This is a genomic window from Bacteroidota bacterium (genome assembly GCA_018692315.1).
Classification (GTDB): Bacteria; Bacteroidota; Bacteroidia; order Bacteroidales; family JABHKC01; genus JABHKC01.
In genome coordinates, this window is record JABHKC010000068.1 from 70086 (window position 1) to 84567 (window position 14482).

The 14482-nt window shown below is 33.3% G+C and carries 8 protein-coding genes; 7 read left to right on the forward strand and 1 reads right to left on the reverse strand.

Annotated elements, in window-relative coordinates; translation table 11 throughout:
- Positions 1 to 122 precede the first annotated feature (122 nt).
- The 7 genes from HN894_05645 (at position 123) to HN894_05675 (ending at position 14204) form a co-directional block, all read left to right on the forward strand.
- A complete protein-coding gene (locus tag HN894_05645; GenBank protein MBT7142802.1) occupies positions 123 to 2786 on the forward strand; it encodes a T9SS type A sorting domain-containing protein in 2664 nt (887 codons plus the stop codon).
- Between the two features lie 93 nt (positions 2787 to 2879).
- Entirely contained in the window at positions 2880 to 4286 is a 1407-nt protein-coding gene (locus HN894_05650) for a T9SS type A sorting domain-containing protein (protein ID MBT7142803.1), read from the forward strand.
- Between the two features lie 115 nt (positions 4287 to 4401).
- Positions 4402 to 6255, forward strand: coding sequence for a T9SS type A sorting domain-containing protein (locus HN894_05655; GenBank protein ID MBT7142804.1), 1854 nt, complete (start codon positions 4402 to 4404; stop codon positions 6253 to 6255).
- A 461-nt stretch (positions 6256 to 6716) separates the two neighbouring features.
- The gene (locus HN894_05660; GenBank protein MBT7142805.1) at positions 6717 to 8771 is read left to right on the forward strand and encodes a DUF255 domain-containing protein; all 2055 of its coding nucleotides are present in this window, start codon (positions 6717 to 6719) and stop codon (positions 8769 to 8771) included.
- A gap of 49 nt (positions 8772 to 8820) precedes the next feature.
- Positions 8821 to 9771 (forward strand): KpsF/GutQ family sugar-phosphate isomerase, encoded by a 951-nt coding sequence (locus HN894_05665; protein ID MBT7142806.1) that lies wholly within the window; start codon positions 8821 to 8823, stop codon positions 9769 to 9771.
- 39 nt (positions 9772 to 9810) lie between these two features.
- Positions 9811 to 10635: a twin-arginine translocase subunit TatC gene (gene tatC, locus HN894_05670; protein MBT7142807.1), complete on the forward strand. Its 825-nt coding sequence runs from the start codon at positions 9811 to 9813 to the stop codon at positions 10633 to 10635.
- 128 nt (positions 10636 to 10763) lie between these two features.
- Positions 10764 to 14204, forward strand: a complete 3441-nt coding sequence (locus HN894_05675; protein ID MBT7142808.1) for a T9SS type A sorting domain-containing protein — start codon at positions 10764 to 10766, stop codon at positions 14202 to 14204.
- Between the two features lie 129 nt (positions 14205 to 14333).
- Here HN894_05675 and HN894_05680 read toward each other — a convergent pair.
- Positions 14334 to 14482: hypothetical protein (locus HN894_05680; GenBank protein ID MBT7142809.1), on the reverse strand; the 149-nt coding region annotated here is incomplete at its 5' end.

Consider the following 14482-nt stretch of genomic DNA (forward strand, 5'->3'; position numbering starts at 1 on the left):
AAGAATTAATTGAAAAATGGGATTTAATATTAGATTTGAAAAATTTGTTAATAATTGATTTGTTTTTTTGTATAATATGCTTTATTTTTGGCTTAATATTAAAAATATAAAAAACGAAAATTATGAGAACAAAATTATTACCTAAAAAAAGCTTTCTTAGCACTGTAACTTTTGTAATATCACTTTTGATAATAAATAGTTACACATTTTCGCAACCAAATTGGTCTTATTCCATTACTGGAAATTCTCATACTATTTTGACTCAGGGCACAATTCCAATTACTATTAATGGCTCACCTATAAGTTCTGGAGACTATATTGGAGTTTTTTTCGATTCAACCTATGGAGCCGGTTGTGGTGGATATCTTCAATGGACTGGTGCGAACAATGCATTGGTAGCATGGGAAACTGATAATGGTGGCGATGGTTTTATCGTTGGAGAATCATTTAAATGGAAAATCTGGCAAGCCTCAACAAATTATGAGTTTTCGGCAATTGCAACTTATGATAACACAGTTGCTTTTCCAAATACAGGATTTTATGCTCCAAATGGTATAAGTTCTCTTACTTCACTGGTTGCTTTAAGTACTACTACTTCATTTTATATAATTACAACAGATGCCACTTGTTATGGATTTTCAGATGGAATTGCTGAAACAGTTTTAACTTCCGGTACACCTCCCTGCAGTTATCTTTGGTCGAACGGAGCTACAACAAGTACAATCAATAATCTATATGCAGGAACCTATTATTTAACACTCACTGATGGAACAGGTTCGTATTTTGATAGTGCTCAGATTAACGAACCTGACCAAATTGTATCAATAATTACAGTTACAAATGTTAGTACATTTGGTGGTTCCGATGGTGAACTCAATATTCAAGTTACTGGTGGAGTTCCACCATACTCCTATCTTTGGTCGAATGGTTCTACAATAATAAATCCTATTGCATTAACTGCCGGAAACTACACTGTTACGATTACAGATAATGCCGGTTGCTTCATATCAGAGGGAGCTACAATAAACCAGCTCGGATGGTCTTATACTAATACGAGCCAAAATCATTCCATATTAATTCAAGACACAATTCCGATAACTATAAATGGTTTACCCATAAGTGCTGGAGATTATATTGGAGTTTTTTTCGATTCAACAAATGGAGCGGGCTGTGGTGGATATATTGAATGGAATGGTATAACAAATTCTGTAGCCGCTTGGGGAATGGATGTCGGTGGCGATGGTTTTATGGTAGGAGAATCTTTTAAATGGAAAATATGGCAAACTTCTACAAATACTGAGTTTGTAGCTGCTGCAACATACAACACTATTGGTTTTCCGAATTTAGGTAGTTTTGAACCTAACGGTATAAGTTCTCTGGCCTCATTAGTTGTTGGAAATGCCAATACTTTGTTTTATCTTAATAGCACCGATGCCACGTGCTTTGGATATGCCGATGGAAGTGCCGAAACCGTTTTAATTTATGGCACACCTCCATACGATTATTTATGGTCTAACGGAGCAACAACAAGCACAATTAATAATCTAAGCGCAGGAACATATTATTTAACTCTTACTGATGCAACCGGTTCCTTTATTGATAGTGTTCAGATAAACGAGCCCGATCAAATTATATCAACAATAACAATAACAAATGTGAGCACCTTTGGTGGCTTCGATGGCGAACTCGATATAGTTGTGAGCGGAGGAGTACCACCATATTTCTACAACTGGTCAAATGGTTCAACAAGTGCAAATTTGACTGGATTGACAGCAGGAAATTATACTGTAACCGTTACCGATAATTTAGCTTGTTTTATTATGGATGGAGCAACAGTAATTCAGCCCGGCTCAACAATTTCCGGTCAAATTCTCAGTGCCACAAAAGACCTTGTACAATCAGCAATAGTGGTTCTTTATGTTTCTGCAAATAACAAATATGAAGCGATTGATTATGTATATTCAGACAATGGGCTATACTCTTTTGCAGGTATTGAAAACAAAGATTATATAGTTCAGGCTTTTCCAAATTTTGATCAGTACTCAAACTTGCCGGTTTATAATGGTGGAACTATAGGATGGGAGCAAGCAAATCCATTAACAGTTGATAATAACACACAAACTGTTGATATAAGTTTGCCCCCGGCAACCATAGCTACAAACGGGATTGGCTCAATTGGCGGAACAGTATTTTTCGATCACGATAGTTTGTACGAAGCCACAATTTTCGATAACGAATGGTTTGGAGGAGGTTCTTCTAAAAGCTCAAAAAGTTTTGTTGTAAGAAATATTCCGGTTTTTCTGCTCAATGATCTCGGAAATGCAGTTTCTTGTGTTTTAACAGATATTTATGGAAACTATCAGTTTGACGATTTACCTTATAATTTGTACTATGTAAATGTTGAAAAAGCAGGCTTTTCTGCAGAAGATGCAGAAGTAATTGTAAATGAAACAAATCCTCAGATAAACGATATTTCGTTTACAATAATTGAAACAGAAATTGTTCAGAATATTGATTCAAATCCAGTGGTTTTAGAAAATTCACTTTCAATTTATCCAAATCCGGTAAACGATTTCCTCAATATTGATTTTTCTATTAATGAAAATGCTATCATAACAATTTCAATTTTTGATTGTATTGGAAATGAAATAATTTCAGAAACAAGTAAAAAAACTAAGGGGGAACATTTTATTAAAATAAAAACAGAAGATTTCTCAAATGGAATTTATTTTGTGAAATATGAAATTGATAATTCAAAAGGTTTAGTACAATTATTTGTAAAATAGAAATTATACTATTTTTATTAATTTACATTTCATTTATCAAATGATTTAATATTTTTGTATTTTATTGGTCTTAATTATTGTAAAGTAAAAATTATGAATATACTAACAAAAATCAACAAAGTATGGCTTGGTAGAATTACTTTGGTATTAACATTTTCATTTATTAGTAATGGCACCTTTGCTCAACCAAATTGGACTTTTTCCACATCAGCAGTAAATCATACGATTCTCATTCAAGATATAATTCCACTGACAATAAATGGAAATCAAATTACCAGTGGGGATTATATAGGGGTATTTTTTGACTCGACCTATGGTGCCGGCTGTGGCGGATATATTGAATGGAATGGTAGTAATAGTGCCATAACAGCCTGGGGTATGGATGTAGGAGGTGACGGATTTATTGATGGAGAATCATTTAAATGGAAAATCTGGCAAGCCTCAACTAATCTTGAATTTGATGCAGTCCCGACATATAATACCAATACCACCGAATTTCCAGATTTAGGATTCTTTGCGGGTAATGGGATGAGTGCATTAACGTCTTTAGTTGTGAACTGCAATAGCATGATAGCAGGTTATATTTCAACTGGGACAAAACAATTAGTTTACTCTGCAATAGTAGTTTTGTATGAAATAACAAATAATGGTTATAAAGCTATAGATTATTTTTATTCAAATGATGGACACTATTCATTTGTAAATATGGAAAATGCAAATTATATAGTTCATGCCATTCCAAATTTCGAAATGTTTTCTTATTTGCCTGTTTATAATGGAAACAACAGAAGTTGGGAACAAGCAAATATTATTACAATTGACAATAGTTTACATGGAATTGATATAAATCTGCCCCCAACAAGTTTGAATGCAAATGGAATTGCTTCTATTAGTGGAACAGTATTTTTTGATCACGATAGCATTTACGAATCTGCAATTTTTGAAAACAATTGGTTTGGAGGAGGTTCAAAAAACACTTCCCAAAGTATAGCTGCAAGAAATATTACTGTTTTTTTACTTGATGATCTCGGAAATCCTATTTCATGTACACTAACAAATATTGATGGTAGTTATCAATTTGAAAATTTACCATATAATCTTTATTATATTAAAGTTGAACATGCCGGATTTTCTTCAGAAAATGCAGAAATTATTCTCTATGAAACTGAACCTGACGTAGATAGCATTTCATTTACTCTCATTAAAGACAAGATTGTACAAGATATTGGCACAATTTCCAATTCTGAAGATCAAGGATTTTTCATGTATCCAAATCCGGTAAACGATATTCTTAACATCAATTTTTCGATATCTGAAAATGCAAAGATAAGACTTTCAATTTTTAATTGTATTGGAAATGAGATATTTACTGAAAGCTACCAAAAAACAAAAGGTGAATATTCAATTAAGAAAAATGTTGAAGCTTTGTCAAATGGTATTTATTTTGTTAAGCTTGAAAAAAATAATAAAGTATTATCTTTTGGAAAGTTTATTAAATAGATAAACACATATTATCACAATTGCATTACAAAAATTATTAGATGCTTATGAATGAATTGTTAAGCTTTAAAAATAAATTGTATTAAACTTAGTTTCATCAACTAAACCAAAAATTATGAAAGCACAAATTTTTTCTAATAAGAAATTTTTAGGTCTAAAAGTTTTAGTATTATCACTTTTTCTATGTAATTCTTTTTCATTTTCGCAACCTAACTGGTCATATACTATTACAGAATACAACCACACCATTCTTATTCAAGACATTATACCGATTTTGATAAACGGTACACCAATCAGTAGTGGAGATTATATTGGAGTCTTTTTCGATTCAACAAATGGCACTGGATGTGGTGGTTATTTTGAATGGACTGGCATAAATAACTCAATAACCGCATGGGAGGTTGATGTTGGAGGAGATGGTTTTATTCTTGGCGAAACTTTCAAGTGGAAAATTTGGCAAGCCTCAACAAATACTGAGTTTCAAGCAATTGCTACTTTTGATTTGGATACTAACGCTTTTCCACATTCTAATTTATTCGCTCGGAATGGCATCAGTGCCTTAACTTCCCTTATTGTCGGGCCGGCTCCAACTTTGTTTTATATTAATCCAACAGACATAACTTGTTATGGAGATGTTGATGGTTCTGCCGAGGTTGTTACTATTTATGGTACACCTCCATATGATTATCTATGGTCGAATGGGGCAACAACAAGTAGTATCAATAATCTAAATTCCGGCTGGTATTATTTAACATTTACTGATTCTACCGGCACGTTTACTGATAGTGTTGAAATTATTGAACCTAATGAATTGCAGATAAATATTTCGATTTTAGACGTGAGTTCTCCCGGTGGCGCCGATGGAGAAATTAATTTACAAGTAACAGGGGGTACTCCTCCATGCTCATACCAGTGGTCTAATGGAGCTACATCATCAAATCTTACATCTTTATATGCAGGTAATTATTTATTCACAGTTACTGACTATAATGGATGTTTTCTATCTAACAGTGCAAGCGTAAATCAACCTTCATCAACAATCACAGGTCAGGTTTATACCAGCACTAAAGAGCTTGTACAATCTGTAGTCGTGATTTTGTATATTTCAACAAATAATAGTTTCAATGCAATAGACTATATATTTTCCACTAATGGACAATACCAATTTGCAGATATCCAATATAAAGATTATTTAATTCAAGCTATACCTAATTTTAGTTTATACTCATATTTGCCAACTTACAATGGTAATATACTAAGATGGGAGCAAACTACTCCTATTAGCATTGAGGATAGTTTAGAAATTGTCAATATTACTTTGCCTCATGCAACTTTAGCAACTAATGGGAATGGGACAATTAGTGGAACAGTATTTTTCGATCATGATAGTTTGTATGAAGCAAATATTTTCGATAATAACTGGTTTGGCAGATTAACATCAAAAAGTTCCAATAGCTTTACTGTAAGAAATATTCCGGTATTTTTACACGATGATCTTGGCAATGAAATTTTATGCACATTAACTGATATAAATGGAAACTATCAATTTACTGATTTACCCTACAATCTGTATTATATAAATGTTGAAAAAGCAGGTTTTGTTTCAGAAAATATCGAAGTAATTGTGAATGAGACAAATCCTGAAATTGGAGACATTTCTTTTACGATTATTGATAATGAAATCATTGAAAACATTGGTTCAAGCCCATCTTTTGAAGAAATGCAATTTTCAATTTATCCAAATCCGGTGAACGATTTTCTGAATATTGATTTTACAATTAATGAAAATGCTAGCATTAGAATTTCAATTTATGATTGCATTGGCAATGTAATAGCTTCAGAAACAAGTAAAAAAACTATGGGGGAACATTTTATTAAAATGAACACAGAAGATTTGTCAAATGGAATTTATTTTGTGAAATTTGAAATTGATAATTTAATATTTTCATTGAAGAAGTTTGTGAAATAAAAAAATGTAAGTAATCTGTGTCAGAAAATTAGAGTTATTGATAAGTTTAATCTGTGAAACTCGGTGTCTTTTTTGTGGTTCTTTTTGAAACTGCTATTACACAAAGTGACTCAAAGAACTACAAAGTTTATTAAAGATTTTGAAAGCCCATATATTCATTATTTTCAACACTGATTAGCTACGAAGAAATAATGTTCTAATACTTTTTTACATTTTCATATAAAACCAATTGCTGCCATCAAGCCAGAAAAAAGGAACTTAGATTTGTTACATGAAAATGGTTATAGGAACTTTAAGTGTTTCTATATCTGCAATAAAGCTATGTTTTTTTTTTAATTAGCCCATTTTAATAAATATTAACTTTTAGTAATAGACAAAATATCGTAATAAACTTTAGCTTGCACAATTTTTGTTATTGCGAAAAAATATATTTTTGTGAAGTTTTTGAAATAATAGATAGTATGAAAAAGTATTTTATAGTAATTGGTTTGGTTTTGGCATTTATAAGCAGTTCAGCTCAAATTCTGGAACCTGTGAAGTGGAAATTTTCTTCTGAGCAAATAAATGAAAAAGAGGTAGTTTTAATTTTCAAAGCAGATATTGAAAAAAAATGGCACTTATATTCTCAAAATATTGAAGAGGGTGGGCCAATACCTACCGGATTTTTTTTCGACGAATCGACAGATTATGAACTTGTCGGAAAAGTAATCGAAAAAAGTAAGGCTACAACAGAGTTTGACAAAAGTTTCAAAATGGATCTTGCTTATTTTAGCATTGAAGCCATATTCGAGCAGAAGGTCAAAATTCTTACTGATAAGCCATTTGCTGTAAAGGGTTTTATAGAATTTATGGTTTGCGACGATGAGCGTTGTCTTCCGCCTGCCGAAGCTGAATATGAATTCGCATTCAATGCAAATGGCGAAATTCAAGCAGAGCAAAGTTCCATTTCGCATGAAAATGAAGCAAGTAGTAAAAAAACAGAAAGTCAAGTGCGGGAGCCGGAAATTGTTGAGATTGAAAACCCACTTTCCGGCAACGACTCGATTTGGTTACTTTTTTGGTTTTCCTTTGGTGCAGGGCTACTGGCAATTCTCACACCTTGCGTTTTTCCTATGATACCTATGACTGTAAGCTTTTTCATGAACAATAGCAGTAAGGCGAAAGGACGTTTTCAAGCTACAGTTTACGGTGTTTCAATCATTGCAATTTATACTGTTATCGGAACTATTGTTGCAGTTACTCTTGGAGCAAATTTTGCTAACTGGCTCAGTACTCACTGGTTGCCAAATGTGTTGTTCTTTTTAATTTTTGTGATTTTTGCGGCTTCATTTCTTGGCATGTTCGAAATTACCCTTCCAAGTTGGATGATAAATAAATCTGACCAGCAAGTTGACAAAGGCGGAATTTCAGGATCGTTTTTTATGGCATTCACATTAGTTTTAGTTTCATTTTCGTGTACAGGACCAATAGTTGGAGCAATTTTGGTGCAGTCGGCAGGTGGCGATGTGCTTGAACCAATTGTCGGGATGTTTGGATTTTCATTAGCATTTGCTTTGCCTTTTACACTTTTCGCCTTATTCCCGTCGTGGTTGAGCAATCTTCCCAAATCGGGTGGCTGGCTCAATTCTGTGAAAGTTGTTCTTGGTTTTCTTGAATTAGCTCTTGGGCTGAAATTTTTAAGTATCGCCGACCAAACTTATCATTGGGGAATTCTTGACAGAGAAGTTTATCTTGCTTTTTGGATAATAATCTTTTTATTGATGGGAGTATATTTACTTGGTAAATTAAAATTTAGTCATGACAGCGATTTGAAATATTTGAGTTTCCCACGTCTAATGTTAGCAATAATTACTTTTACTTTTGTTCTTTATTTATTCCCAGGAATGTTTGGTGCTCCTTTAAAAGCACTTTCGGGATATTTACCTCCTCAAACATCACACGATTTCGATTTGCATGGGATAATTCGCGATAATGCAAAAATTTCTGGAACTTCCGAGAAATCGAGTATTTGCGATAGTCCAAAATATCACGAATTTCTTCATCTACCGCACGGATTGGAAGGATATTTCGATTACGAACAAGGATTGGCTTGTGCCAAAGAACAAAACAAACCAATTTTTATAGATTTCACCGGGCATGGTTGCGTAAATTGCCGTGAAATGGAATCAAATGTTTGGTCGGAACCACGTGTTCTGCAAAAACTGAAAGAAGAATTTGTAATTATTGCACTATATGTCGATGACAAAAATAAACTGCCTGAAAATGAGTGGATAAAATCTTCTTACGATAGTAAATTGAAAAAAACAATTGGTAAGATTTATGCCGATTTTCAAATTTCCCAATTTAATGTAAATGCACAACCATATTATGTTTTACTCGATAATAAAGGAAATTTGAGCGATTCTGGACATATCAGGAAAAACCTGCTTACAAAACCTCGTGCTTATAATCTTGATGTCGATCTTTTTGTGGACTTTTTGGACGATGGTTTGAAGGAATTTAATGAAAGACAATAGGAAATAAAAAATAAAAAATAAAAAATTAGAAGTGAGCAAGTATTCGCATATTAAACAACTGGCTATCAATACCATTGAAGAGGAAGCACAAGCTGTAAAAAAACTTGCGAATTATATCGACGATGATTTTGCAAAAACTGTGGAAATAATTTTCAATAGTAAAGGTAGAGTAATTATTACAGGAATTGGCAAAAGTGCTATTATCGCTTCCAAAATTGTAGCAACACTAAATTCGACCGGCACACCTGCAATTTTTATGCATGCTGCCGATGCCATTCATGGCGATTTGGGGATTGTACTGGAAGACGATATTGTAATGTGTTTGTCGAAAAGTGGGAATACACCGGAAATAAAAGTTTTGGTTCCATTGATAAAAAATCTTGGAAATAAACTTGTAGCTTTAGTTTCTAATACAGATTCTTTTTTGGCAAAAAAAGCCGATTATGTTTTAAAAGCAACAATAGAAAATGAAGCTTGTCCTAACAATTTAGTGCCAACTTCGAGCACTACCGCTCAGCTTGTAATTGGAGATGCATTAGCCATTTGTTTAATCGACCATAGAAAATTTTCAATAAACGATTTTGCAAAAACGCATCCTGGAGGTTCCCTTGGCAGAAAACTGTATATGCGAGTAAGCGATTTGTTTGTTCACAATGAAGTTCCTAAGGTTAATCTAAATTCGATAGTAAAGGATGTTATTATGGAAATTTCATCGAAAAGACTTGGTGCAACGGCAGTTTTAGACAATTCTGAAAATCTTATTGGAATAATTACTGACGGTGATATTCGGCGAATGTTAGAAAAAAATGAATCGATAGAAAAACTTACTGCCAAAGATATTATGTCGGAAGCTGCAAAAACTGTTGAGCCACATGCAATGGCAAGCCGTGCTTTCAATTTGATGGAGCAAAACAATATAACTCAGCTAATTGTAGCAGAAAATGGTAAATATCTTGGAATGATTCATTTGCACGATATTTTAAAAGAAGGTATAGTATAAATAAGTCAAAATAGACGAAACAAATACTTTAAAAGTTTTATGGAGAACAGACAAAATATTGAAGAAAATGAAATGTCGTTTCTGCAACATCTTGAAGCTCTGCGTTGGCATTTGGTCAGGAGTGTTTTAGCCGTTATGGTTTTAGCAATTACAGCATTTGTTTTTCATAAAATAATTTTTGACGAAATAATAATCGCTCCCAAAACTCCCGAATTTTTCACGAATAGGCTTTTATGCCAATTTGGAACATGGGTTGGGGTGGAAAAATTATGCATAAATAGGCAACCTTTTGATATTATTAACATAAAAATGGCTGGGCAATTTTCTACCCATATTATGGTTTCATTGGTTCTTGGTCTTGTTATTGCATTTCCTTATATTATCTACGAAGTATGGTCTTTCATTAAACCCGGATTACGTAAATCGGAAAGGAAAAAATCGAGAGGCGGTATTGTATATAGCTCTCTTCTTTTTTTGCTGGGTGTTGCATTCGGATATTATATAATTGTTCCGTTATCAGTTCATTTTTTAGGATCTTATACAGTGAGCGAACAGGTGAACAATCAGATAAATCTGAGCTCGTATATATCAACTGTAACATCAGTAGTTTTGGCAAGTGGTGTGATTTTCGAGTTACCTATTTTGGTTTTTTTTCTAAGTAAAATTGGTTTGGTAAGCCCCGAATTTTTGAGAAAATATCGTAAGCATTCGTTAATAATTATTCTTGCATTATCGGCAATAATTACACCTCCCGACATTTTTTCTCAGGTTTTGGTTTCGGTTCCATTGTTGATTTTGTACGAAGTTGGAATTGCAATTTCTAAACGTGTAACAAAAAAGTCTGATGAAATTTTAGAATCATGAAATTTTCCGGCTATTTTGCTATAATTTCATTTCTGTACTTGTTTTGCTTTAATGCCCCAATTTCTAAATTAATAATTCAAAAAAACAGAAAATTGCAATTCATTTTAAATTCATAAGAATATATAAGCATGAAAAATTCTCTTTTTTACTTCTTCCTTCTGATAATTAGTATTAGTAGCTATGCTCAGGATACAATTTCAGTGCAAACCCTGACATTCAATGACATTACCAATCGAAGAGATATTTACAAATTTCCGGATGATACAACTCAGTTTAAAAAGATTTTAATGTATTACACTTTAAAATGCGATGCTGCAACCACGCAAGATCAATATGATTGCGGCGAATGGGATTATTTGACATATACAACAGTTTACGATAATCGAGGGATTTTGGATTCTACATATAATTCTGCTAATAGTTTTACTGTAAATGGCTCAACTCCTGATAGTTTTGCTTTGTCAAATTCAGTTTTATGGGATTATTTTCAATCATGGCAATACAACATTTCTCACATTGATACTATGAGTTTCGATACTGCAATTATTGGAAGTGGAGTTGATACTTGCAACATATTTAATGCAGAAAATGCCAGCAGTAAATTTCAATATTTATATTCTGCATCAGAACTAATTGCAGCGGGCTTAGATTCTGGAGATATTAGTGGTCTCAGATTATATTCTTTATCAAGTAGCGGCTCTATTGAAAAACTTAGAATCAAAATGAAGAATGTGAATCTTAATTCTTTATCAACAGATGAACTGCAAGATTCCTTACAAACGGTGTTTTATAGCAATGTTCAGATTAACCAAGCTGGCTGGATTGATTTTCAGTTTCATGAGGTTTTTAATTGGATAGATACGCTTTCGGTGGTAGTTGAACTTAGCTACGAAGGACAAGGCTCAAATCCTATATTAATTGCAAGTCAAGCAAATTCTGTAAATTCAGGAATATTTTCTTCAGGAATAAATTTTGTTCAATCTCAAAGCTCGGGAGGATCTTATGTAGATTTTGGAAATGGAGCTCAACAAATTGGTAGTAGCCCAAGAACTTACGAGATGTGGGGATATACCAACGCTTTCAATAATGGTGGGCTTTTTCAGGGAGGAATTACTGGCTCTACTTCAATGGATTTTTCTCTGCGAACATTAAGTACTCTTGATAAATGGAGAGTGCAGACCTGGGGTTCCGGCGAGTTTGATATTACAATTTCTGGTTCAAGTAAAAGCTGGCATCACTATGCCATGAGTTACGATGGCGATACTTTAAAATTCTTTTACGATGGAGAATTGGTAGGGAAGGAGGAAGCCTCCATAAATACAGATAGTCACGAACTCTGGACTGGAAGATGGAGCTCATATTATTTCAATGGAAAAATTGACGAATTTAGGGTTTGGAATACAGCTTTGCCAGATAGTATTATTCGAAGCTGGAGGAACAAAAAAATTGATAATTCGCATCCAAATTACAACAATTTGCAGGCTTTGTATAATTATAATGATGGTTTGGTTTCAACAGTTGCTGACGAAAGCCCAATCAATCAGGTTGATGGAAAGTTAAAGGGAGCAGCATGGAGAAATATTGTACGTGCCGAAAATCTTTTTAATGGTTTCAACGAAAGCCAAACTCGTCCAAATTTAATTTTTGAACAAGGTATTTATACATCTACTATCGACTCCCTTGCTGTACTTGATAGTGTAATGAGAAATCCAACACTTGTTTATTATAGAAATAATCCGAGTTTGCCTTACCAAATTACTGAGGATATAGAAAATCATCCAAATTTGATAACTGACACAGCCATTGTTTGGGATGCAGGAGATTACTGTTATACTTACGATTTGTATAGCGGAGAAGTTATAGATTCTTGTCTTTTTCAGGCCGATTCAATAATTTATAAAGAAAGCAAAATTTGGTACTCATCTTTGGTTCAGTACGAAATTGCACGCTATATAACTCCTTATGGAAAATATATGACCTTAGGACCAAATGGTAAAACCTGGATTTATGATGTTACTGATTATCGACATATTTTGGTTGATTCAGTTGATATTTCGGCAGGAAACCAGCAAGAACTAATAGATTTGCGTTTCGAATTTATTAAAGGTGAACCAGAAGCTGATGTTCTAAAAGTTAGTCATATTTGGCATGAAAATCGTAAATCGATAAGGTATAAGTATTTAAGCGATGATTCTCAATTAAGTAATACCTCCGTTCCTTTAGTAGCCGGCAGTAATATTTATAAAGTGAAGACAAGACTTACAGGTCATGGGCATAACAGCAACGATGCCACTTATCCTCACTGTTGCGAATGGAAGGACAACACTCATTATTTATCAGTCAATGGAATTGATGTAGCAGATTGGCACATATTTAAATATAACGATTGTGCATTAAATCCTGTTTATCCACAGGGTGGAACATGGCCTGGTGCTCGCGAAGGATGGTGTCCCGGCGACATTGTTCACGATGTAGAATTTAATATTTCATCATACATAAATTCAGATTCTGTCGATATTGACTATAGCATCACAGCTGTTCCGGCTGATAATGAGGGTATGGGAAATGGAAATTATGTTATTGCAATGCAACTAATTCAATATGGCAATGCAAAAGATGAGTACGATGCTGAACTTTATGAAATTATGGCTCCAACAGATGCCGACTATTATGCAAGGAAAAACCCAATGTGTTCGGAGCCTTTAGTTGTAATTCGTAACAATGGTTCACAAATTCTGAGCAATGTGGATATTGAATATAAAGTTTCGGGCGGACCTACGAAAACTTTTTCCTGGACGGGAAACCTCAAATTTGGAGAAAAAGATATTGTTGAACTTCCTGTTAATGATGAAAGTTTTTGGTATGGAGATGGTCAGAACATATTTTCAGCAAGGGTGCTAAATCCAAATGGACAGCAAGATCAAGATACTGAAAACGATATGATTTCAAGTCATTATAATATGCCTGATGTGTATGACCAACTGATTGTAGTATGGTTTAAGACAAATGATTTTGCAAATAGCAATTCTTATACAATTAAAGACATAAATGGAGATACCATTATTTATAGATATGGGCATATTGCTGATACATTATATAAAGATACTCTTCATTTTGTAGAAGGATGTTATACTTTGGAATTGTTGGATAAAGATAACGATGGGCTTAGCTATTGGGCTAATCCTGACCAAGGTGAGGGCTATTTTTGGATCAGGAAAATAAATAGTGTAAATCTGAAAGTTTTTGATCCGGATTTTGGGCATAGTTTACGATATTCTTTCTCCTATGGAGAAATTGCCAATGTAGAGCCTATAGATTTAGAAGAGGAGATACTTTTGATTTATCCAAATCCTTCGAAAGGAATTTATAATATTCAGGTAGAAGGACTTTATGGAGAATCCAGACTGGAAATTTATAATCAGCAAGGCAGCTTGATTCAAAATCATAAATTGATGTTAGGCAGAGGTTTTGAGCAAAAAATTGACTTAAGTAAAGAAACTGCCGGTATTTATTTATTAAAATTGTACAACGAAAAAAAGGTTTTTGTTAGGAAGGTGATTAAGCATTAGTTTATTTTATATTTTTGCTTGACATTTAAATGATTAACTTTTCAGGAGGTTATATATTTGAAATTATTCTATATTTATAATTTTACTAATAATAAAATTTCATATTATAATATTCAGCTACTAAAGTAATTAATTAGCGGGATAAGTCAAGCTAACAAAATTCGTCATCTTTACCTGATAGCCTTCGCCCGGAATCATATTTCCAATATTATTGACATTATAAACAGGCCAAAAAACTTCTCCTAAACCATTTTTTACCAATACAATTTCGTTTACTA

Bases quoted from the DNA above. Each gene is read 5' to 3' on its own strand.
- HN894_05660 (MBT7142805.1), top strand. From the start codon at position 6,717: ATGAAAAAGTATTTTATAGTAATTGGTTTGGTTTTGGCATTTATAAGC.
- HN894_05655 (MBT7142804.1), top strand. From the start codon at position 4,402: ATGAAAGCACAAATTTTTTCTAATAAGAAATTTTTAGGTCTAAAAGTT.
- HN894_05645 (MBT7142802.1), top strand. From the start codon at position 123: ATGAGAACAAAATTATTACCTAAAAAAAGCTTTCTTAGCACTGTAACT.
- tatC (MBT7142807.1), top strand. From the start codon at position 9,811: ATGGAGAACAGACAAAATATTGAAGAAAATGAAATGTCGTTTCTGCAA.
- HN894_05650 (MBT7142803.1), top strand. From the start codon at position 2,880: ATGAATATACTAACAAAAATCAACAAAGTATGGCTTGGTAGAATTACT.
- HN894_05675 (MBT7142808.1), top strand. From the start codon at position 10,764: ATGAAAAATTCTCTTTTTTACTTCTTCCTTCTGATAATTAGTATTAGT.